This window comes from Edaphobacter bradus, assembly GCF_025685645.1.
Classification (GTDB): Bacteria; Acidobacteriota; Terriglobia; order Terriglobales; family Acidobacteriaceae; genus Edaphobacter; species Edaphobacter bradus.
In genome coordinates, this window is record NZ_JAGSYF010000001.1 from 1,270,937 (window position 1) to 1,294,212 (window position 23,276).

16 protein-coding genes and 1 tRNA gene are annotated in these 23,276 nt (G+C 59.6%); 4 read left to right on the forward strand and 13 right to left on the reverse strand.

Features of this window, described 5'->3' with window-relative positions; all coding sequences use genetic code 11:
- Positions 1–43 precede the first annotated feature (43 nt).
- A complete protein-coding gene (locus OHL16_RS05385; protein WP_263366034.1) occupies positions 44–2,032 on the forward strand; it encodes a M1 family aminopeptidase in 1,989 nt (662 codons plus the stop codon).
- A gap of 59 nt (positions 2,033–2,091) precedes the next feature.
- Here OHL16_RS05385 and OHL16_RS05390 read toward each other — a convergent pair whose 3' ends face one another.
- The 7 genes from OHL16_RS05390 to OHL16_RS05420 all read right to left on the reverse strand — a co-directional run bounded on the left by OHL16_RS05390 (position 2,092) and on the right by OHL16_RS05420 (position 10,737).
- Positions 2,092–3,330, reverse strand: coding sequence for an ABC transporter permease (locus OHL16_RS05390; protein WP_263366036.1), 1,239 nt, complete (start codon positions 3,328–3,330; stop codon positions 2,092–2,094).
- A gap of 5 nt (positions 3,331–3,335) precedes the next feature.
- On the reverse strand, positions 3,336–4,592 hold the full coding sequence (locus tag OHL16_RS05395) for an ABC transporter permease (protein WP_263366037.1): 1,257 nt from the start codon (positions 4,590–4,592) through the stop codon (positions 3,336–3,338).
- Between the two features lie 89 nt (positions 4,593–4,681).
- Positions 4,682–5,257, reverse strand: coding sequence for a 3-hydroxyacyl-CoA dehydrogenase NAD-binding domain-containing protein (locus OHL16_RS05400; RefSeq protein WP_263366038.1), 576 nt, complete (start codon positions 5,255–5,257; stop codon positions 4,682–4,684).
- Positions 5,254–5,439 carry a hypothetical protein gene (locus OHL16_RS05405; RefSeq protein WP_263366039.1) on the reverse strand — a complete coding sequence of 62 codons (186 nt, stop codon included), beginning with the start codon at positions 5,437–5,439 and terminating at the stop codon, positions 5,254–5,256. Before OHL16_RS05405 ends, OHL16_RS05400 begins: the two co-directional genes overlap by 4 nt.
- A gap of 43 nt (positions 5,440–5,482) precedes the next feature.
- Positions 5,483–7,081 (reverse strand): 4-alpha-glucanotransferase, encoded by a 1,599-nt coding sequence (malQ, locus tag OHL16_RS05410; protein ID WP_263366041.1) that lies wholly within the window; start codon positions 7,079–7,081, stop codon positions 5,483–5,485.
- A 139-nt stretch (positions 7,082–7,220) separates the two neighbouring features.
- Positions 7,221–9,191: a peptidylprolyl isomerase gene (locus tag OHL16_RS05415; protein ID WP_263366042.1), complete on the reverse strand. Its 1,971-nt coding sequence runs from the start codon at positions 9,189–9,191 to the stop codon at positions 7,221–7,223.
- Between the two features lie 229 nt (positions 9,192–9,420).
- Positions 9,421–10,737, reverse strand: coding sequence for a BON domain-containing protein (locus OHL16_RS05420; protein WP_263366043.1), 1,317 nt, complete (start codon positions 10,735–10,737; stop codon positions 9,421–9,423).
- Between the two features lie 169 nt (positions 10,738–10,906).
- On the opposite strand from OHL16_RS05420, the gene OHL16_RS05425 reads away from it, so the two are divergent.
- Positions 10,907–10,983, forward strand: a tRNA-Met gene (locus OHL16_RS05425).
- Positions 10,984–12,673: 1,690 nt separating this feature from the next.
- Here the strand turns inward: OHL16_RS05425 and OHL16_RS05430 are convergent.
- Positions 12,674–12,829 carry a hypothetical protein gene (locus tag OHL16_RS05430; protein WP_263366044.1) on the reverse strand — a complete coding sequence of 52 codons (156 nt, stop codon included), beginning with the start codon at positions 12,827–12,829 and terminating at the stop codon, positions 12,674–12,676.
- A gap of 530 nt (positions 12,830–13,359) precedes the next feature.
- Between OHL16_RS05430 and OHL16_RS05435 the strand changes: the two genes are divergently transcribed.
- Together OHL16_RS05435 and OHL16_RS05440 are read left to right on the forward strand one after the other, a co-directional pair.
- Positions 13,360–13,695 carry a hypothetical protein gene (locus tag OHL16_RS05435; RefSeq protein ID WP_263366045.1) on the forward strand — a complete coding sequence of 112 codons (336 nt, stop codon included), beginning with the start codon at positions 13,360–13,362 and terminating at the stop codon, positions 13,693–13,695.
- A gap of 38 nt (positions 13,696–13,733) precedes the next feature.
- On the forward strand, positions 13,734–16,583 hold the full coding sequence (locus OHL16_RS05440) for a serine/threonine-protein kinase (RefSeq protein WP_263366046.1): 2,850 nt from the start codon (positions 13,734–13,736) through the stop codon (positions 16,581–16,583).
- A gap of 14 nt (positions 16,584–16,597) precedes the next feature.
- Here the strand turns inward: OHL16_RS05440 and OHL16_RS05445 are convergent, their stop codons facing one another.
- The 5 genes from OHL16_RS05445 to OHL16_RS05465 all read right to left on the reverse strand — a co-directional run bounded on the left by OHL16_RS05445 (position 16,598) and on the right by OHL16_RS05465 (position 23,179).
- Complete coding sequence (locus OHL16_RS05445) at positions 16,598–16,861, reverse strand: metal-sensing transcriptional repressor (RefSeq protein WP_263366047.1); 264 nt, start codon at positions 16,859–16,861, stop codon at positions 16,598–16,600.
- Positions 16,862–16,883: 22 nt separating this feature from the next.
- Complete coding sequence (locus OHL16_RS05450) at positions 16,884–17,594, reverse strand: MgtC/SapB family protein (protein ID WP_263366048.1); 711 nt, start codon at positions 17,592–17,594, stop codon at positions 16,884–16,886.
- Positions 17,595–17,657: 63 nt separating this feature from the next.
- Positions 17,658–21,338 carry a TonB-dependent receptor gene (locus tag OHL16_RS05455; protein ID WP_263366049.1) on the reverse strand — a complete coding sequence of 1,227 codons (3,681 nt, stop codon included), beginning with the start codon at positions 21,336–21,338 and terminating at the stop codon, positions 17,658–17,660.
- A 294-nt stretch (positions 21,339–21,632) separates the two neighbouring features.
- A complete protein-coding gene (locus OHL16_RS05460) occupies positions 21,633–21,830 on the reverse strand; it encodes a hypothetical protein (RefSeq protein WP_263366050.1) in 198 nt (65 codons plus the stop codon).
- A gap of 35 nt (positions 21,831–21,865) precedes the next feature.
- A complete protein-coding gene (locus tag OHL16_RS05465; protein WP_263366051.1) occupies positions 21,866–23,179 on the reverse strand; it encodes an Nramp family divalent metal transporter in 1,314 nt (437 codons plus the stop codon).
- Positions 23,180–23,276 lie beyond the last annotated feature (97 nt).

Genomic DNA, 23,276 nt, shown 5'->3' on the forward strand with positions numbered 1-23,276 from the left:
AGGACGACGGCAGTACCATAGGCTACTGAGGAACTTCGCTCGCATGCGCTCTTCTCTTCATCTTCTTCGCACGTCGATTGCAGCCATTATCTCCATTTCTATCCTCGACATCGCTGCCTGGGCCGCGCCCGTCAAGCCGCAGCTCCAGGTAACCGGCTACATCATCGACGCCGACCTTGACCCGGCCGTCCACCGGCTGTCGGCCACCGCGCAAGTCACCTTCACCGCCCTTGAAGACCTTACCTCACCCGTCTTCGAACTGAACAACGGCCTGCAGATCACCAAGGTGACCGACGCCAGGAAGACCCCACTCGAGGTCGAACGGCTCACCAACAACTCCACCGTCCGCTTCACCCTCGCCAGTCCCATCCTCAAAGGCACCTCAACCACGTACACCTTTGTGTACTCCGGCACGCTCCACGGCGCCGACACCAGCCCCGTCGAAGGCATCAAGCTCGCCTCGGTCGACGACCCCATCAGCATCCTGCTCTACCCGGGGCGCTGGTTCCCCATGGTCGGCCTCTACACCGACCGTTTCACGGCAGAGATGCACATCCGCGTCCCCGGGGATGAGCGCGTCGTCGGCTCAGGCTCCGGCGTGGCCGCACAGAAGAGCGTCCCCGGCAATCGCACCGAGTTCACCTTCAAGTGGGCCAAACCGGGCTTCCCGGGAACCATCATCGCCGGCAAGTTTCTCGACCCCGTCACGGCGGGTGTCAGCAACATGCGCGTCTTCGTCACGGAGAAGCACAAGGCCGATGCCGCGGACTTTGCCCATACCGCCGAACGCCAATTCGAATTCATGACGAACACGTTCGGCCAGCCCGAGTCCGGCCGCATCGACCTGGTCGAACTGCCGGACGATGCCGTCTCCGCCACCTGGGCGCCTGAGATCGCCGCCATCGCCGGAGGACGGCTGGCTGCCAAGAACTTCCAGCGCCTGCTCTCCAACACCCTGGCCCACCAGTGGTGGGGCAGCGAGATCTCGCCAGCTACTCTGAACGACGCCTGGATCACGAACGGGATGTCCCGCTACGCCGAGCTGATGTACCTCGAGGATTCCGCTGGCAAGACCGCCTTTGAATCCGCCGTTACTGACATCTCTGCTGGAGCCCTCGCCTACGACACCGAGCCACTCACCACCGTCGGCCGGCTCGATCCCTTCTCGCCGCAGTTCCAGTCCATGACCCTCGAAAAGGGCGCCATGGTCTTCCACATGCTGCGCTGGGAGATGGGCAATGACGCCTTCATCAAGTTCCTGCGCGGCATGCTCTCTCAGTACACGGACAAGCCCATCCGAACCTCCAATGTTCAGACGGTCGCCGAGGCGCAGTCCAACCTCCAGCTCACGCCGTTCTTCGCCCAGTGGTGCGACGGCACCGGGGCCCCCACCTTTACCAACAAGTACACCGTTTTCCGCCTCGGCAACAACAAGGGCTTCCGCACCGTAGGCTCCATCGCCCAGGACCTCGACCTCTTCCGAATGCCGATCGAGTTGCGCATCGAGACAGACGGCAAGACCGAGACCCGCCGTGTCGACGTCTCCGGCGCCGAGAGCCAGTTCTCCGTCGAGACCTTCGGCCGTCCGCGCCGTATCAGCATTGATCCACAGAACTGGGTCCTCAAAAGCACACCCGACCTCGCCGTCCGTGTAGCCGTCCTGCGCGGCCAGCAGCAGGTCGCCCAAGGTGATCTCACCGCCGGCCTCATCGAATATCAGAAGGCCCTCGACGCTAACAAAAGCAGTTCGCTGGCTGCCTACCGGATCGGCGAGGTGTTCTTCATGCAGCGCAACTACCAGTCCGCCGCCAACTCCTTCCGCGACGCCCTGCGCGGCGACGGCGACCCCCGATGGGTCGAGGTTTGGAGCCACATCGAACTCGGCCGCATCTTCGACCTCACTGGCCAGCGCGACCGTGCCGTCAACGAGTATCGGCTCGCCGTCCAGACCAACGACAACACGCAGGGAGCCGTCAACGAAGCAAGGGCCCTGATGCAGAAGCCCTACAAGCGCGAGAGCAGCGATAACTAACCATTCACCTCGACAGTACCCATCCGCACAGTATCCTGGACCGATAAGGCGAGTATGAGTTACTCGTAGCGCAGGGCCTCGATCGGATCGAGATTCGACGCCTGAATTGCGGGAATCATCCCGCTCACCAGCCCCACAACCACGAGTACCACCGTGGCGATCACAACAATGTGCGGGGATATCAGCAGGTAGATGTCAGCCGCCTCCGCGTTGGAGGCGATCGCGCTGTAGAACGTAATCCCTCCCACTGATTTACTCACCGCATAGGCAAGCACAATTCCGGCCAGCCCGCCGACGCCCGTGATCACCAGGGCCTCGGCCAGAAACTGCATCAGAATATGCCGCTTCCGCGCTCCCAGCGCCTTCTCCACGCCGATCTCCCTTGTCCTCTGCTGCACGCTCACCAGCATGATGTTCATCAGCCCGATGCCCGCAATCCCCAGCGTCAGCACTCCGATAAACAGCAGCAGCACTTGAAGCGCCAGAGAGATAATGCGGAACTGCGCCAGCTGCGACATGATGTTCGCGACGAAGACCGCATTCTTGTCTGTGGGACGGAAGCCGTGGGCCGTGCCCATCGCATTCCGCAGCGCACGCTCCACGGCCATGTGGTCGCCGTGATAGCTCATCCAGATGCCGTCCACATACTTTGTGTCCTTGATGTCCCCCATCGTCGGGAACGGGATGTTGATGATGCGATTCAGGTTGTCATCCCCCTCCTGCATCTTCGGTTTCAGCACCCCGACCACTTCAAAGCTCACGCCGTTCACACGAATCTTCTGCCCCAGCGGGTACATTCCGGAGAACAGTTTCGTCTTCGCCTCCGACCCGATCACCGCCACATGGTTCCGTTGCTGCATATCATCCGCTGTGATGAAGCGCCCCTCCGCCACCTCCATCTTCATGACGTCCTGCAGCTCAGGAGTAATGCCGTCCGTCTCCCACGAATAGGAGTGGAGGTCATTCTGCACCGGAACCGTCTTCCAGAGCACCGGCGCGACGTGGATCACGCCCGGCACCGTCTCCGCGATTCGCTCGACGTCATCCATCTGGAAGCGCACCTTCACCCCAGCCTTCGTGCCTCCCGCCTGCTCGCTGGTCGTTCCTGGGAAGACGCCGATCATGTTCGTGCCAAACTGCGCGAAGATCGTCTCGAAGGCGCGGCCAAACCCGGCTCCATAGGCCAGCAGCAGCACCACCGTCGCAATCCCCCACGCCATCCCGACAATCGTGACCGCCGTCCTGCGGCCGTTGTGCCGCATAGCCTCCATTGCCTGGCCGAAGATGTCTTTGAACATCGCCTTTACTCCTTGCGCAGCGCTTCGACGGGCTCCATATTCGCCGCCTGAATCGCCGGATACAGTCCCGCGACAATCCCGCAAAGGGTCAGCGTCCCGAGCGCCATGGCTGCAGACCACGGAACCAGCCGCGGCGGATCGAAACCCATCTGGTTATTTCCCATCCCTGCGCGCAGTACAACCATCAGACCCGCAGCCCCCAGAATCCCGATTATCCCGCTCATCCCCGTGAGCAGCAGCCCCTCCAGAAAGAACTGCGTCAGGATGCTACGGCTCGTCGCACCCAATGCCTTCCTAAGACCGATCTCCTTCGTCCGTTCCGTCACCGTCACCAGCATGATGTTGATGATTCCCACTGCTCCCAGCGCCAGCGTAACAATCCCCACACCACCGAGAAATACATCCATTGCTGTAAAGATCAGCCCCACCGTCCGCTCTGACTTGATCGTGTCCCACTCGTCGAAGGCGTCCTTCGTGTTGGGATCGAACCCATGCCGCTGCCCGACGATGCGATGCACCTCCGCCTTGGCCGTCTCATTCATATCAGGCGTCAGGGGCTGATACTGGATCGAGGAGATCGAGTCCTCCGGAATGTTGTCCCCCGTCATCGGAAACAGCTCGACCATCGTCGACAGCGGAAGGTAAATCCTCTGGTTGTCGCCGTCGTTGTTCCCTCGGCCAATCTTCTCGGCTACGCCGATCACCTGAAACCTGTACCCGTTGATGGTGATGAACGCTCCTAGCGAAGGCCGTCCGGGAAACAGCAGTTTGTTGTTCTTCTGCCCCAGCACAACCACCATCCTGCGCTGTGCCAGATCGTCCGCATTGAGAAAGCGTCCCTGAGCGATCGGCAGGTGCCGGACCTCCGGATAGTTCACCTCGACGCCCATCACCGAGCCGCCCGAACTCGAGAACTCGCTGACCTCCTTCAGGTCGCCGCGATTGATGAACGCCGTCGCATTGCGTACGTGCGGAGCCTGCGTCCGGATTGCATCCGCATCGTCCAGGGTCAGCTTGTACGGCCGCATCCCCGTATGCTGGTTCGGCATCGCAGGAATCGTGCCGCCCCAGATCATGATCACGTCGGTCCCCAGCTGCGCCAGACCCCGCCTCTGTCCCGACCGGAACCCCTCACCCAGCCCGACCAGCAGCAGCAGCGAGGCCACTCCCCACGCGATGCCGAACATAGTCAGGAATGAGCGGAGTTTGTTGGCCCCGATCGACCGGAACACCTGAGCGAGGATGTCGAGCAGCGCGCGCATGAGTCTATTGGACTACGATTTCCAGCAACAGTTACGCAAAGTCAGTGAAAACAGTTCCCTACAGTGACCAGCAGCGGCAACCGTCCCAGTCAGATTGGGCCACGGACCTGGTTCTTCATCAGAGCAGGCTCGTCCGGGTCGACCTCCGCCCGCACCTCAAACCCCAGCCTTCGCAGAAAATCCTCCACCGCCTGCACCACACCCGCCTCAGCCTGCGCCGGATACAGCACCCGCACCGTGCTGCCAGCCGCCAGTCCACCCCGCACGGCCACCGAGCGCTCCGGGCGATACACGCACGACGCCAGGTCGGTAATGCTCAACGCCTCGCTCGGAGTGCACAGAATCGTCTTCGGCGGAGCCATCCGGTCGATCATGCTGAAGATCTCCAGCTTCGACTCCAGCTCATCCGGCACGAAATCCACCGCAAGGTCGGCTTCGCGCACGGCGTCTTCCACGGTCGAGGCCAACTCCAGCGAGCCGGACCTCCCGCGCAGACTGGCATCGGCGTACTCTGCCTCAGCATGTCGCAGGTTGGCCGGCATCACGTCTTCGAGAACGACGGTGTACCCCGCCGCCGCGCATGCGATGGCAAAACTGCGCCCTGCCGTACCAGCACCTATTACCGCTACCGTTCTGATCGCCGGAGCGCTGCTCTCCGGGCTCACTGCTTCCCGGAGACCGCTGCGACTACCGAATCGTAGCTCGGCTCGGCATGCTTGATGTGCTCGAAGACGCGCTTGCGCTCCTCCTCGGTCAACGACGGCAGCACTGCGAGAATGCGCCGCAGCGTCACCGAGATGTCGTCAACGTAGTTCATCGTCCGAATCGCTTCACCGGAAAGAGGCATGGATACTCCTGAGTTTTTGAAAATACTTCTCTAGTCTAAATGCTTATGTCCTGCTCTGCCCCTTGGCTGCATCTTTCGCCGCCTTGGCCACGTCCCTGCCCGCGTCCGCCCCTTCCTTAGGAGGCTTATAGCCATCGCGGTCCGTCATCTCCATCAACGCCGCCATCTGCGTGGCAAAGTCCGGATGCAGTGAGTTGAGCCCATATCGCCACGTCCAGTTCCCCGTTCCCGCCGCTGGCGTGTTCATCCTCGCCTCGCTGCCCAGGTGCAAGACATCCTGCAGTGGAAAGATGCACAGGTTCGCTACCGACCGTGCCGCCGCCCGAATCATCGTCCACACCACATCGTCGCCGTGCTTGATCCTCTGGAGATATATCTGCAAATGCAGTCGTTCCGCCGCGCTTGCATCGTCGCGCCACCATCCCAGTGTCGTGTTGTTATCGTGCGTCCCCGTGTAGACGACCGTGTTCGGCAGGAACTGGTGCGGAAGATAGAGATGGCTCCCCCGGTCGAAGAAACCGAACTGCAGAATCCTCATCCCCGGCATCCCGAAGTGCTCCCGCAGCTCTTCGACCTCCGGCGTAATCAATCCGAGGTCCTCAGCCACAAACGGCAAAGGGCCGAAGACATCCTTCAGCCGGTGAAACAGCTCATGCCCCGGAGCCTTCACCCACTGTCCGTTGACCGCCGTTTCTTCTTCGGCCGGGATCGACCAGTACGCCTCAAACCCGCGGAAGTGGTCGAGGCGAATCATGTCATAGAGCGCCAGAGCCCGGCGAATTCGCGCCACCCACCAGTCAAACCCGTGCTCCCGCAGTAGCCCCCACTTGTACAGCGGATTCCCCCATCGTTGCCCGGTATCCGAAAAATAATCCGGCGGCACGCCCGAAACACGAGTCGGCTTTCGTTCCTCGTTCAGCTCGAACATCTCCGGATGCGTCCACACGTCGGCGCTGTCGTAGCTCACAAAGATCGCTACATCGCCCAGGATGCGAATGCCCCGTTTCGCGCAGTAAGTCCGAAGAGCGGACCACTGTTCGCTAAAGAAGAACTGGATGACCTCTTCAATGGCCAGCTCCCGCCCATGCGAGTTCAGCAGCGCCGCCATCTCACCATCCTTGCGCAGCGCGTAGCCTGCCGGCCACTCGTTCCAGCTTACGTAATTGTGCATCCGTCGCAGCACGCTGAACGCGGCATAGTCCGGCAGCCAGGAGATATTGTCATGGCAGAACTTTTGAAACCGGGACCTCGCCTCGCTGCTCGCGTGGTCCAGAAAATTCGCTGCAGCCTTCTCGATGAGCGGCAGCTTAAGCCGAGTCGCTGCTTCAAAGTTTGCCGGCCCCTCATGCCCTGCCAGCCCTGCAATCTGCTTATGCCGCAGCCACCCATCGTCGACCAGCCGCTCCACGCTGATTAGCAGCGGGTTCCCCGCAAACGCCGACAGCGCGGAATAAGGCGAGTCTCCGTAGCCTGTCGGGCTCAGGGGCAACACCTGCCACAGCCTCTGCTTTGCGCTCGCGAGAAAGTCTGCGAACGCATACGCCGCCGGGCCAAAGTCCCCTACGCCGCCATATGACGGTAACGAAGTCACATGCAGCAGAATCCCCGACATCCGCTCCTGTTTCGCCGCTTCCCCACTCATCCGCCACCCCTCCAGACCAAGCTCCTGCACAATGCCAAAATCATACGTGAGCAACCACAAAACAAATCAAAGGCGGATCCCACAAGAAAAGCCCCAGGAAGATCCTGGGGCCTTTCACCACTCACCGATTTGCTAACCACTAATTCCCAACTGGCAAGCTCTCCTGCGACTTCTTCGAGTACCGGACCGCACCGCTCTTCTGGTACTTCTCCGTGAGGCTCCCGACATACACGCGGAAGATCTCCTCGCGCTGATCGTTCAGCAGGGACTCACGCGTCTGGTCGAAGTTCTTGGCGATATCCTCGGCCGTCGGCTCCTGTTTGTCCGTCACCGACAACACCACTCCAATGCGACCTTCGTTGATCGGCCCGGAGATTCCGCCCTTGTTCATCGTGAAGGCCGCGGCTCCCTGCCCGCTCATTGCACCGAGATCCGGGACCTGGCCGTCCCGTCCCACAAGTTCGCTCGACTTCACAGGGATATTCATCTCCGCAGCCGCCTTCTTGAGGTCGTTTAGCACCTTTGCACGGTCGTCCAGCTTGTTGAGCTGCGCGTTCAAAAGCTGCGGAACCTGCTGCGCACGGTAGTCGTCGAGGAGGTGCTGCTTATAGTCGGCGAACTCTGGAGCATGTGCCGGCTTGACGTCTGCGACCTGGAACACCGCAAACCCATCGCCCGTCGAAACCGGAGCCGGATCGGCTCCCTTCACGACAGTGAAGGCCTGGGTCAGCAGCGACGAGCCGTCCGCCAGACCAGCGATAACGCCATCCTTACCGACGTAGTCCGTCGTCACCAGCTTCAGCCCGCGGGCCGCCGCAGCCTTGTCCATCCCATTCTTCTTCGCATCGGAGGCGAGCTGCGAGGCAAACGTCTGCTCTGCCGCGCCGATCCGCTGCTGTTCCAGCACCGGCACGATCTCGCCCTTCACCTCGTCCAGAGGACGCATGTGCGCCGTCTTCTTATCCTCCACCTGCAGGATGTGATAGCCGAACTGCGTCTTGATCAGGTCTGAGGTCTGTCCCACGGGCAGCGAGAACGCCGCCTTGTCGAACTCCGGAACCGTCTTGCCGCGGTCGAGCCATCCGAGTTCGCCACCCTGCGGCTTGCTGCCTGGGTCGTCCGAGTTCTTCTGGGCCAGTTCTGCGAAGTTCGCTCCGCCCTTGATCTGCTTCAGAAGGTCTTCTGCCTTGCCCTTTGCAGCGGCATCCGTCTTTGCATCGGCTCCTGCCGGAACCGCGATCAGGATGTGGCGCACCTTCACCTGGTCCTTCACCTGGAACTGGTCCTTGTGCTGGTTGTAGTAAGCCTGAACGTCGGCGTCGCTGACCTGCGGCTTGCCGCCCGGCAGGTTCGACGCGTCGAAGGCAACATACTGAATCTTCCGCGTCTCCGGCACCGCCGTCGCATAGCGTGCCGCGTTCTGCTTGTAGAAATCCTGAAGCTGCGCGTCGGTCGGGTTGACCGTCTTGCCCAGGTCTTCAGCCGAGATCACAGCGTAATCGAATTTCACCTTCGTGCCCTGAACCTTGTAGGCCTCGCGCACGGCGTTGTCCGAGACATTGATGCCGCCGGTAATCAGCGCCTGCAGCCGGTTGAGCTCCATATCGCTCTTCACCTGCGACTCGAAGTCGGCACGGCTGGTCTGAAAGAAGTTCTGCACGAAGTTCATGTAAGCGTCGTCGCCGATGTACTTGCCGTTCGGGAACAGATACTGCGCAAACACTCCCGTCTCAAGCTCGCGCCGCAGGTCTTCGTCACTCACCTGCAGGTTCAGCCGGTCAGCCTCCTGCTTCAGAATCGTCCTCTGCACCAGCATCTGCCCCGCACGCGGAACAAGGTATGGCATCAAAGCCTCAGGGAGGTGCTGCTGCTGCAGCTGACGTGCCGCAAGCTGGTTGACCTCAACCGTGGTCACCTTGGAGGTGTCCATCCCGAACCGGCCCAGCAGCCCTGGTGCGCGAACCGTCGCGTACACAGCCGCGTTATTGGTGTCTGGGTTGTCAAAGACGCCGGGAACGAGCGTGATCACCATGGTGACTGCGGCGAGGCCGATGATGACGGCAAACAGAATCTTAACGGCGCGAGTGTCCTGCTGCAGAATGCGAATCATGCTTGAATTAAGACCTTCACGTGGGCTTGGCCAACGCGTGCCCGGGAGTTTTGCGCGGCCGGAGGGAGGACAAACGACCCCTCACCGTTTGCAGAGCACAAGTCATAAGTATAAATCAGCGCGGGGGCAAATCCATCTCGCCCTCCCCGAAAGCGAACCTCATGCGCAACCGATTGAGACCATTCTCTTTCCTGAGGTCTTTCTTGTGCTCAAAACATCCGTAACAACCTCACCGGTAATACCGGTAGTAAGGATACGGATAATACGGGTAATATCCCGGGCCGTAGTAGTAGCCCGGAGGAGGAGGCGGTGGTGGCGCGTACGGATACCGTCTCCGAAGCTGCTGCTGAGTCTGCTGCGGAAACCCGGCCCCGAGCCTGTCCAACTCCGCCTGTGAGACCGTCGTCAGCGCCGCCTGCTGGGTCAGCTTGAAGTTCAGGATCGCCTCGGCCGGAATCACCGCATCTCCGCGCCCCGTCACAGATGAAACTCCCAGCCCGGCAACGCCGCCAATACCTGCACCGGCGAGAGCACCAGCGCCGCCGCCAGCCGCTCCACCAATGATCGCGCCCAAAGCGCCAAGCCCCACGGTGTTCCCAACCGTCTGGCCGGTCTTATCCGCACCGGCCTGCGTCCACTCGCCGGTCGTCAGCGGATAGGTCTTGCCCTCCAGCGACACCTGCGTAAGCTGCAGCGCGATTCCTCCGCGGCCCCGAAGCGGTGTCCCAGGCTGCGCATCGGCGACCACCCCCTGCACGCTCGCTCCACGTGGAATCGCAATCTGATTTCCTGCGATGACATCTGTCAGCACAACCCCATCAAACGCGGTTCCCGGCTGCGTCTTCTGGCTGTCGAGAGCCTGATTGATTCGCACGCGCAACACTGTCCCGCTCGGAACAACCACAGTCTGCCCCGGCTGCTGCACGATCGTGGCCCGCTGCGGCTGCTGTGCGTACTGCGGAGGTGCTCCATAGGGATAAGACCGCCTGTACGGAGGAGGTGGATAGGGGGGCTGCCCTGCGTACCGTGGCTGTCCCTGATCCTGAGGCCAGGCCTGTCCCTGTGGCTGACCGTAAGGCTGGTTCTGCGCGGGAGCCTGCTGCATACCATTATCCTGGCCAGCGTTTGGAGGAGCCATAGTCCCATCCGACTGCAGGTTCGGGTTCGTTCCCTGCTCCTGGCCGTCAGCATTCTCCGTCGGCTGCGGGTTCGGAACCGCAATGGGAGGAACTGTCCCGATCACCAGCTCATCAACAACCTTCTTCACTCCTGCCGTATGAGCCACTAACTGCTCGGCCTTCACCCGCGAAGCCTCGTCCCGCACCGTTCCGCTCAGCGTCACCGTGCCATATACGGTCGTCGTGCTGATCGCCTGGTCTGCAAGCTCGGGAGCCCCTGCCAAAGCCTTCAGAACATTGGCCTCAACCTGGGCATCGGGAACCGTCGGAACCTTGTCCTGCGCAACCCCAGCCCTGGAAGTGGCCAGCAGCGCAGCAGCCACCACTACCGCCCGCGAGCTCCGAAACAAACCACCATCAGACCTCATAACTTCCTCCCACTTCCAATCGCCCAACTTGTGCTCTGCCATGAGGTTCCCTGCCTGCATTGCCACACAGCATCCATGCCGTTTAAACGTAATTCTTCTGAAAAAGTTACGCCGACCCAATCGAGTTCCTCTGGTTGACCATTAGCTCCCAGTAACGATATATTGATATTGCGGGGTGGAGCAGCCCGGTAGCTCGTTGGGCTCATAACCCAAAGGTCGCAGGTTCAAATCCTGCCCCCGCAACCAATACAAGATCTCACCCCACAGAAACCCACGTTATCGTGGGGTTTTTGGCTTTGGGTCACTAAACGGCTATGGATAGCCCCTCCTTGGCGGGCAAGACCATCTGTACAACCTTAGTGTTTGCAACACGTTTAGAGGTCATCTGCGCGTTGCCGTATGTGTCCATCATCGCCGTTGACTTTCCCCAGGCCAACCGTCTCACGGTCCATATCCTCGCCGCAGTCGCCGAGCACGAGGCTTCTATGATCTCGGCTCGTACCAAAGCCGCCTTGGCCTCCGTCAAGTCCCGAGGGGTGGAATTGGGCAGTCAGCGTGGAAGCCCAGACCGAATGGGAAGCATGGCAAAGAAGGGATCTGCCGCCAGCGCGTCCGTCCGGCGTGCAGCCGTCGCCAAGCGTAACGATGATCTCTACCCTGTCATCGAGGACATTCGCGCCGCGGGTCTCACAACACGGCAGCTGATGGCCTCAATGCGAGAGGCATCACAGCATCTCGTGGAGGCGCCTGGTCGGCCGTACAGGTGCGTCGTATCCTCGTTCCATTCGCAGTGTCAACTCATAGGGAGTCCTATCGGCAAACAGAAAATCAGTAGACACAAGCCGACATATCGGTACTAATCGATTTCTCGATGAGTGAGTTCGCGATTTGGCAACAACTGAGAATGAGCGCTAACTTCCGAATTGCCACCCAACTATTGATAGCAGGCCTTAGCACTCATTGAGTTTGGTTGACCCCTCTTCGTAAGGAAGGTAAGGAACTCAGATTCGCTTTTTGTGAGTCCTGGAAAGGTGTCGGACACGGATCCTTCCGCGCTCAAAATTACATAGAGAGGCAGCGCTACTGTACCGAACTTCTCCTGCTGGAGGTTCTGTTGACGGTTGAAAACTTCACCATCACCGTCGGTATAGAGCCGCACGCAAATATACCGCTTCAACTCCCGGCTGATCTCCGGTCTGGAGAACATGTTCGCTTCCATCCATCGACAGTTCGTGCAGGTATGACAGTTGAAGGACGGTTACATCCGGGGCGATGTTGCGTTGCTCGATCGTCAACATGGGCACCCACAGGCGCGGCGTTTTGCGCATCCTGCCTGCCGCCCACCTGGGACGGTACTCGACCCCAGCGTGCTTGCAAGATTGCGCTTGACAGGATACGCCAGTGGGCATAAGATCGCTGCTCTCCCCAGTACTAATCAATTTTTTTGACGCAGCACCGCGCTGTGTATATCAAACCTTTGCACCAGGAAGTGAGCGACTATGCCGAATAATCCTCCGCCCGATCCGTCCAATCCTTCTAGCGGCACCTACACCTCTACTTGCGGAGTTGATTTCAGTTCCTGAGACGGAAGTTTCACCTACACGGACGGAACCGTTTACACCCTCGACGGTTAACCCACACCGTTGCTTCGGTAAGAGGAGTTGCAGTGGCACACAGGTTCTCTTCGCTCATGACGACATCCCACTACGTCACGATTCACCTATTGATGTAGCGGGATAGAAAGGAGAAATAATGATTAATTTCATTATGACACTGGTGGTGGCATTCGACCTAGACGGCTGGACCGCCACACAGGACTCTTAGCCAGGCAGGTTTGCGCGAGGTTCGGCATGGTTCTTGAGTCATGAGCGAAGAGAACCTGTGTGCCACTGCAACTCCTCCTACCTTGAGAAGTACGCCCACGCGGCGTGGTTCCTCAGTGCTCGACTCCCCGAGTAATTTCCGCATTGGCATGTCCCGGCTTGATGACCTTGAGCGCGACGATGCGATGCGGTTTTTCCTGTTCGGCTTCGTAGACTGCGCCCATGCCACCCTGCGCGATGAGTCGCAAGATGCGGAATGGCCGATGCATTCCGGAACGCCCGGAGCCATCGCGTGTGCCCAGGCCGTTGCGTGCAGAGAGGTGCTCGTCTCGCCCGAAGAATCGCTAACCACTGCTAGCCGCGAGCTGCCCTTCGACTTGAACCGCAAGGCCATCCATCAGGCCGTGCAGATCAGAGGTTCGGGATCCAGGTGCGCTCCTTCAATGGCTTCTTAGAATGGTTCTCCCTCGAGGAAGCTTTCGAACTCGGAGCCACTGGCCAGGCGTGACAAAGAGAATACGTTTGAATTTCTTCGTGAAGTGGCTCTGATTAGTGAACCCCACAAGTTGGCCACGTCCACGCGAGGTGTTACCGTGTGGCACCCCACAGGCGCGGCGTTTTGCGCATCCTGCCTGCCGTCCACCTGGGACGGTACTCGACCCCAGCGTGCTTGCAAGATTGCGCTTGACAGGATACGCCAGTGGGCATAAAATAGCGGCTCTCCCCAGTACTAATCAATTTTTTTTGACGCAGCGCCGCACTGTGTATATCAAACCTTTGCACCAGAAAGTGAGCGACCATGCCGAATAATTCTGCGACCGATCCGTCCAATCCTCCTAACGGCACCTACACCTCCACTTGCGGAGCTGATTTCAGCTCATGGGATGGAAGTTTCACCTACACCGACGGAGCGATCGATTACACGCGCACCAATCCTTCCGGGACATACAACACCAGCAATACATCCAACGGAAATGCCATTGTCTTCGACCTTACCGACGGCACCGAGACTGTGCAGTTCAATGGATCCAGCTTTGCCTACCAGCCCGGTGATAAGGCGCAATATTCGGGTAACTGCCACCAGAAAGGGCCCGGTGCCGGCGAAGACGGCTGGACCGCCACCCAGACCACTTAACCAGGCCGGTTTGGTCGTTCGGCATGTTTTCTTAGGTCATGAGCGAAGAGACCCTGGGTACCACCGCGGCTCCTCTTCCTGAAGATGCTTCGGGCGAGACGAGCACATCTCCGCACGCAACGGCCCCGGCGCGCGCGATGGCTCCGGGTGTTCCGGAATCCATTGGCCATTACCGCATCCTGAGCCTGCTCGGCGAAGGCGGCATGGGCGTCGTCTACGAGGCGGAGCAGGAGAACCCGCATCGCATTGTCGCTCTCAAAGTCATCCGCGCCGGTTACGCCACGGGTGAAATGCTGCACCGCTTCGAGAACGAGGCGCAGGCGCTGGGAAGACTGCAACATCCCGGCATCGCCCAGATCTACGAAGCGGGCACTGCTGAGACCCCTTTTGGCTGGCAGCCATACTTCGCCATGGAACTGGTCCGCGGCCAGAATCTCCTCGCCTACTACGACCAGCACAAGCTCAACGCCGGCCAGCGCCTTGAGCTCGTCGCCAGAATCTGCGATGCCGTGCAGCACGCGCATCAGCGCGGCCTCATCCATCGCGACCTCAAGCCGGCCAACATTCTCGTCGACGACTCCGGCCAGCCTCGCATTCTCGACTTCGGCGTCGCCCGCCTCACCGACTCCGACGCCCAGGCCACGCGCCAGACCGACGTAGGCCAGCTCATCGGCACCCTCGCTTACATGAGTCCCGAGCAGGTCTCCGGCGACCCTGAGGAAATCGACACCCGCAGCGACGTCTACGCGCTCGGCGTCATCCTCTACGAAGTCCTCACCGCCAAAGCGCCATATGCGATCGGCCGCCAGATTCACGAGGCGGTCCGTGCCATCCGCGAAGAAGAACCCGCACGTCTCAGCTCCGTCAACCGCGCCTATCGCGGCGACGTCGAAACCATCGTCGCCAAGGCGCTCGAGAAGGACAAGACCCGCCGCTACGATTCGGCCGCCAATCTTGCCGCCGATATCCGGCGCTTCCTCAACGACGAGCCCATCACGGCGCACCCGCCATCGTCTGCTTATCAACTTCAGAAATTCGCGCGGCGCAATCGCGTGCTGGTGATCGGAATTGCCGCAGTATTCGTGGTGCTGATAGCCGGAATCGTCGCCAGTTCGATGGAATCGGTGCGAGCCAAGCGCGCCGAAGTGATTGCCCGCCGGGCCGAGGTCCAGGAACGCACCGAGCGTGATCACGCTGTTACGGCCGAGAACAATGCGACCCAGGAACGCGATCGCGCCGTCACCGCCGAACACGCTGCCACCGAGGCGCTCGATCGCGCGGTAAAGGCCGAGGCGCAGGCAAAGCGGGAACGCGACACAGCCGTCGTCGAAAAACGTCGCGCCGATACTGAAGCCGCCACCGCCAAGGTCATCAACGATTTCCTCACTACCGACCTTTTGGCGCAAGCGAGCGCCGTAGGTCAGGGCTCCAACGCAAAGGCCGATCCCGACATCAAGGTGCGCACCGTGCTCGATCGCGCCGCCGGCCGCATTGCCGGCAGGTTCAATGGAAAGCCGCAGGTCGAAGGCTCCATTGAATCGACGATTGGGACGACCTACTGGCATCTCGGCATTTATCCGGAAGCCAAGCAGCACCTGGCGCGTGCGCTGGACCTGGATCGCGTCGCGCTCGGTCACGACAATCCCGTAACACTGACGGTCGGCACGACCTTGGGCGAAACCTATCGCAGCGCCGGAAATTATGCCCAGGCAGAGGCGCTCCTGCGCGACACCTATGAGACCTCGCTCCGTTCTCGCGGCGCCGACGATCCGCAAACCCTGAAAGCGGCGCGTGCGCTGGCCGGCGTTTACGTGATCGAATCCAAGTACGCGGAAGCCGAGCCCATGCTCTCCGACCTGCTCGAGCGCTCCCGCCGCGTTCTCGGCGCGGATAGCGAAAACACGCTCGACGCCACCGACGTGCTCGCCCGTGTTTACTTCATGCGCAGCAAGTTCCCCGAGGCAGAACGCCTCTTGCAGGACATGATCACCATCCAGAGGCGCGCGTTCGGTCCCGAGCATCCCTTCACCGTCCGCACAATGAACAACCTGGCGGTGCTCTACCAGCGCGAACACCGCAATCAGGATGCAGAGAAACTCTATGCCACCGTCATCGATATCCAGCGCCGCGTCAATGGGCCCACCCATCCCGAGACCCTGAATGCACTTAACAATCTCGGCGTCCTTTATTCCGTCGAGGGCAAGTACTCCGAGGCCGCTCCGATTTACGAAACGGTGCTCGAGCAGTGGCGCAAGCAGTTGGGGCCGGAGCATCCGCGGACGCTGGCCGTCATGTCGAACCTCGCGGCTTTGAAGCAGGGCCAGCGCGACTTCGCGGGAGCCGAAACGCTCGGCCACCTCGTCCTAGAAATTCGCACGCGCGTTCTCGGCGCAGAACACAGTGACACGCTCCAATCGCAGAATAACCTTGCGTCAATCTTCGAGGAAGAAGGAAAGTACGCCGAGGCCGACCCGCTCTTCACCCGAGTCATCGAGGTGCGTCAGCGCGTGCTCGGCCCCAGGAATCCTGACACGCTCGACGCCATCGCGCACCTCGGCGAATTGCGCATCGACCAGGCCCGATACGCGGAAGCCGAAGCCATGCTGCGCGGCTGTCTCGACATCCAGAAGCAAACGATGCCATCCGACTACCGCCGCTACTTGACCGAAGCCCTGCTGGGCGCCAGCCTTGCCGGGGACGACAAATACGTCGAAGCCGAACCGCTCCTGGTCGGTGGATACGAGGGCATGAAGCAGAATGCTGCGGCCGTCTCCGACTTTAGTCGGCAGAAAATAAAAAAGGTCGGTGAACTCGTCATCAACTTTTACGCCGCGTGGAACAAGCCTGACAAAGCCGCCGAATGGCGCCGAATCCTGGCTAAAGAGTAGGCCACCAAATTAGACTAGTTGAGATAGCCGTGAACAATGTCGATCATCTCAGCAACTTCGGCGCGTGCCTCGTCGCTGGCAGCTGAGGCTTGAAGGCTCCTTAGTCGCTCTTCCATCAGATCGGCCACAAGTCCACTCATCGCGCCACGCGCTGCCACCGCTCTCTGAAGAAGCACTGAAATATCGCGCTCTGTGGCAAGAGAGCGCTCAAGCGAGACGATTTGCCCCTGGATACGGCGTAACCGCGCAGTGATGCGTTGATTGCGGCGCTCAATCATTGAAGACGTTCCATTCATGTATTTACTCCATAGCGGATTGAACGATGGCCCAACTCAGGTTTGAGACGTCGTCTTCAATTGACAGGCGCATCACTACTTGTTCAAGCGCTTCGTTGTTCCGACCTGCGGTCGTCATCTCGGCGCGGATATGCGTTTGATCGTTTACCTCGTCCTGATCGCCGTGGATAGACTGCAGCGTCACGGGCAGGCGGCTGATCGTCGAAAGCAACAACGCCCGGATATGATTTGCAGCTCTCTCTTTGCAGGTCAGCCGAACCTCATAGAGTGTTTCCACCGGAGTGACTTCTGGAAGGACCGGGTGAAGACGATAGGCGAGTGGGCGTAGCACCACATTGGTCATCAGCACACCAACCGTCAGTACGAGCGCGAGATTCAATGACCCGAGCCCAGACAACGCTCCGATTGCAGCAGAACACCAGATCGTCGCAGCGGTGTTGAGGCCACACACATTAGCACCGTCCTTGAAGATGACACCCGCACCGAGGAAACCAACTCCTGAGACGACATAGGAGACGATTCGGCCTCGGGCCGAGGGATCATTCTCGAGGAGCAGGCCGCACATCACAAAGGCCGCCGCTCCGGCAGAGACGAGAGCGTTGGTGCGAGTGCCGGCCATGCGTTGCCGCCACTGGCGTTCCAAACCGACCAATGCACCCATACCGATCGCGAGGAACAATCGTAGCGAAAACTGAAGCGTAGTTATGCCGATCATTTCTTTCTCCGTGCGGCTGAGGTCGAACAGTGAGGGAGACTTTACAAGCCTCCCTCACTTCCGCTAGAAGCGGAATTTTGCTGCAATCTGGCCGATGCGCGGATCGGCCGCTTTGGTGACATAGCCAAATGTGCCGCCCTGGTCGCCGATGTTCCCGTCGACTGAGTTACCCCCATAAAACTGCGCGTGGTTGAAGACGTTGAACATCTCCAGACGAAGTTCGAGTACACGACCCTCAGAGATGTTGGTTAGCTTGTGGAGCGCCATGTCGTAGTTGTCGATGCCTGGCCCATAAAAGGCACGGCGTTTGGAGTTGCCCGGTGTTCCGAGCGCGTTCGGTGTGAAAGCGAGATTGTTGAAGTACGGCTTGCCGCCGCGGGGGTTGCGCTTGATCTTGTAGCCGGTGCCGTCATAGTTCGGCATGTCGAGGCTGGTCGAATTCACGCCGTTGTTCTGCACTTGCACGAGATAGTTGTCGCCGAAGCTCGCAAACGTCACCGGCACGCCGGTAGCAAAACGAGTAATGCCGGAGAGCGCCCAGCCACTGGTGAGCCGGCTCCGCCTGAGGAAGCGATTCAATGGCAGATCGTAGTTGTAGCTGACAACGAAGTTGTGTTTGAGATCGAAGGCCGAGATGCCGTCCAGCCGGTGATAATTGAAGGGATCGACCTGCTCCTGGATGCTTGAGGTCTGGTCGTAGGACTTGGAGTAGGTGTAGCTGGCAAGAAAGGACAGCGGCCCAGCCGTTCGCTTGAGGGTCACCTCAAGACCGTTATAGTTTGAGTTCCCCATGTTCTCGTAGTAAGCGTCGGTGCCGATCTGGTTCGGAAAAGGCCCGCGCGTTCCGTTGACCACTTGGCCGTTTGCGCGGGTGTAGACGAGGTTCTCTCCGAACGGTCCACACGTTGGCGTTCCGGGCGCAACTTCCGACGGCTGGCTAAGGCTGAGGCAGAGGTCTGGGTTGCCGGGGTTCGCTCCATGAACGGTCAACAGGTGACGCCCTAGCGAACCAATGTAGCCGATGCTCAACAGCGAGTTAGCGCCGATCTGCCGGTCGATCGAGAGGGTGTACTGCATCGAGTAGCTGGTCTTGTTCTTGTAGTACACGCTTCCGGCGCCGCTGATGGGGTAGTAGCGGCTCCAAGCGACGTTGTTGTCGGGGTTCTTTGTAGAAACGCTGTATGACGGCACATGCACAGGAAACTGCTGGACGTACTGCGTACCGGAAAGAGCGCCGATGAACGGCGTCTCCATAACCGGCGACTCCGGGCTGGTGTATGTAAGACCGTAGGGCGGGTTGCCAGTTGGATATGCAACGGTGAGACCCTGCGGCGACGTGAAGAAACGTCCACCGCCGAGCCGGATGCTGGTCTTACCTGGGCCGCCGGTGAGTCTGCCGATCAGCCCTTCAGAGAACGCAGGTGAGTAGGCGAGTCCAAACCGCGGCGATAAATTGTTCTTCGGCGTAGGTGCGATGGCATCCGGGATGGTGCCTCCGCCAGGAAGCGGATCTCCCGGTACGAGGTAGCCCAGCGGCGCGCCCGGAAACGTAGCGGACTGCACGCCCGCCACGAAGGTGGTCGTCTGATGATACTTTTCCGCCCAGGGCGTGACATAGTCCCAACGCACGCCGTAGTTGAGAGTCAGATTCGGACGAATGCGGAAGCTGTCCTGGGCAAACAGGTCGCCGTCGGCGGCACTCTCGTAAAAGGTGGGAGAGGACTGCTGCGAGTAGAAGTCGGGTGTGCCCAGCAGGAAGTCGGCAAAACCATTGCCCGTCGTCTGGCTACCCGTCCCAAAAAAGGAGAAGGTGCCGTTGGCGACCAGGTTGGGGTTCTGTTTGACCTTGTACCAGATGTATCGACCGCCTGCCTTGATCGTATGATTTCCTACCGTGTGCGAGACGCTGTCCTGTAGATCGTAGGTGGTATTGACCTGTGCAACTGAGAACGGATTCGTTCCGACCGAGAAGCCGTTGAAGAACATCTCTTCAACGCCAGCCTGCTTCGGAAAGCCTTGAATGATGCCTAGGCCGCCAGCCTGAATCCCCTGATCGGCAAGGGTGACGCCAACACCACCTACGGGGGTGCCAATGTGGTTGTCGAGGCGAGTAATGCTGAAACGTGCCTCATTGACCGTGTTGATGCCAAAGCTGTGAATGTTGCTGAAGACAATCGTCTGGTCTACGCCGACCGAAGCCGCATCGTAGGCGAACCCGTTGCCGGGGAGAGTCGACCCACCAAGACTGCTGGGATAAGGATCATCGAGGTTGTAACGATCGTTGAAGTAGTAGATCGAGGAAGTCCCAAAACGGTTGGAGTTGAAGTCGAGCCGGCCGCCGAACTTGTTGTCGTTGATGCGGCGCTTATAGGCTCCAGATGAGAAGGTGCCATCGGCGATGTTTCCCTGAGGAATGTACTGCAGCATGTGCGCGGGTGCGTTGCCCCATGCGTTCATGGGGATAGTGGCGTTCGGGAAGACGCATTGGCTCGACTGCGTGCAGCCTTGGGTATAGAAGCGCTCGCCCTGATTGACCTGATAGCCGAGACGTTGGCTTAGAGTTTGAGCCACGTAAGGTCCGTTGACGGTCCCGGTGAGGCTTGCTGCTGAGTTCGTAAAATCTCCGGTACGATTCGCGCTGGTGGGGACGTTGACGGAGCCGGTCTCGATGCCTTGGATATAGCGTTGGCCCTGGTAGTCGCCGAAGAAGAAGATCTTATCTTTGCGGATCGGGCCTCCGATGGTGCCGCCGTACTGATTCTGATGGAATGCTGCACGCTCCGGCGAAAAGTAGTTACGCGCATCGAGGTGCGTGTTGCGGAAGAACTCGAAGAGGTTGCCATGAAAGCTGTTCGTGCCGGACTTTGTGACAACGTTGATGATGCCGCCAGTGAAGCTGCCATACTCGGCATCGACGTTGCTTGAAAGAATGCGAACCTCGGCAATCGAATCCAAGTTCGGAATGATGCCGGCCTGCTGACCTATGCTTTCCTGCACGCTTGCTCCGTTAAGGTAATATGCGTTGTCCGACTCGCGCTGGCCGTGGATGGAGAACTGCCCGGTATTGGCCTGGCCTGCTGCGGGCACAGTACCGAAGCCGCCGCCAGAGCTGGTGTTGCCCGCGCCGCTGGTGGTAATGGGAGAGACACCCGCCTGTACGGCCAGCAGGTCGGTGTAGCTGCGCCCGTTGAGCGGGATATCGACCACCTGCTTGCTCTCGATGGTCTGACCGATCTGGGTGTCGGTGGTGTGGACCTCAGCCGTATTTTCGGTGACGGTGATCTCCGAGGAGGCCTGTGCAACCTGCAACGGCACGTCGATCGACAGCGCCGTGTTGACATCGATCTTGATCTTGTTCGTCTGCTTGTACGGCGTGAAGCCGGATGCGGTTACGTCCAGTTCATACTGCCCGACAGGGACCACAGGAAAGTTGAATACCCCCTCGCCGTTGCTGGTTGTTTTCTGAGTCACACCGGTCGTCGTATTGATCAGCGTGACATCACTGCCGGAAATAAGGGCGCCCGTCGTGTCTTTCACAGAACCGGCAATCCTGCCGCTTCCCGCCTGGGCAAAAGCGGAATGGCTCATCAGCATGGAAAACAAGACTAGAGCGAGAATGAAGATAAGCGGGATCAAAACGGTATCAAGTACTGCTCTCCATCCCGTGTGTGGCTGTGGGCCATCTTCGGCGCGGATATTTGCGTTGTAGGTCCAGACATCGTTCATCAGTTTGAGGTGGTTCATCGTAGCCTCCGATGTAGCGTGGCCCACAGTCATGTCGGCGCACCTCTACCGTTCTGGGCCGAGCCGCTGTCCGGCTCGCCAGTGAGTCGTTCGCTTGCGTCTGTCTCTTACGCAGGCACTCAGTTGTTACGGAGCTTTGTTCAATAAGCTCGCGCAGTGGGCGGAGATCCCCTGCTGCGAGCGGAGAGCATCATGCGACGTCACGCGCAGAGAGGGTATGCCGCCAGCCTCCGGCTATGCGGAGGCTCACTTGGAACCGGGTCGTCCATACTTCCTCCTTAGTGTTGAAATCGCTTAGAGAATCTTGTGCAGAAGACCGGAGAGATCGAGGACGTGGTAGCCGAGCATCAACGTCATCAGAATCAGATAGGCCCGCAGCACTCCGAGAGAAACACAGACCGCCCGTGTCATCCGAATCTTGCCAAGCCCTTCGGTCGAACACTTCTGCTCTGCAACGTCATCCAGCGGATGAATGACGCGAAATTCGTTCATGTTTGGAGATGCTCCCATCGTTGCCATAACTCACCTCACCGAAATAGATTTGGAAGGATCACCTGTGCTGCCAGAAGCAGCGACAGGGCAAAGAGGACGACGATGATCGTCCAGTTGATGTAGTTGCTCCATGGGCGGTTGACCCAGCGTTCACCGAGCAGTTCGCGATCATTGAGCAACAATTGAAGAAAGATGATGGCGGAGGGCAGGATGAGTCCCGCGAAGACCTGCACGCTAATAATGACCAACTGCAGCGGCACATGCGGAATCAGCACAATGGCTGCTGCTGCACCAACACAGGCGATGTACGTCGCATAAAAGCCCGGTGCCTCCCAGAGCTTCTTATGCAAGGAATGCTCCCACCCTTGCACTTCGCCATACGCCCATGCACTGGCGAGTGAGATGGCCGTCGTTCCGAGAACGGCGGCGTTCACCATCAGCAGCAGAACGCCATTGCGAACGAAGTTGCCGGCGATTGGACCCAGCGCCAGCGCAAGCTGCGCCGGGTCTTGAAAGGCGACTTTATGTTCGAAACCGTAGCTCCCGACCAGCATCATTGCGCCAGCAACACAAACTGTGAAGGTGGCTCCAATGAGCGTGTCCAGCCGCGCCCATTTCAAGTCGGCAAAGCGTAGACGCTTCTCCGCGACACAACTCTGTTGAAAGAAGAGCTGCCACGGCGCGATGGTTGTGCCGACGATAGCGATAACAAGAAAGACAAGACTGCTGTTGATGCCGCCTGCCGGCATGGTAGGAATGACAGAGTTATGGGCGACGGTAGCCCAATGCGGATGGAGCATAGAAGCGAGGACAAACCACGTCAAATCCATCAAGCACAGCGCAATGACGATCCGCTCCCAGCGCAGGTAGCTTCCGGTCACAACCATCAGCGTCCATCCGACGGCGGAGATAGGAACTGAAATGTAAGGACTGATGCCGAGTGCGCTGAGAGCAAGCGAGATCGCCGCGAACTCCGTGATGAGAGTGAGGAAATTGACGGCGAGCAGGTCGATGAGCGAAAACCGCCCCCACCACTTACCGAACCGCTCATAGATCATCGCGGAATGGCCCTTGCCCGTCGCGATGCCGAGACGAGCGACCATCTCCTGAATGAAGTAGCAGATGGGCAACAGCACTACGAGCAACCAGAGCAAGTGCAGGCCGTATTGACCACCGGCCTGCATATAGGTTGAGACTGCGCCAGCGTCGTTGTCAGCCTCCATGACGATCAGGCCGGGGCCGAAGACCATCAGGAAGGTCAGAATGCGCCGCTGCCATGCGCTCCGAACCACAACTCCCGCTGCGGGTGCTGTGGTCACGGTATCCGTCTCTTGCTCTGCTATGCGCATAATCCTCCTATCTCGCCGCTCGACGAGTCGGGAGAGTTGGACGTAGTTTTGTGAATTCAGCCCTTACCCAAGTTGAGACGAGTGGCATTCCAGGGTC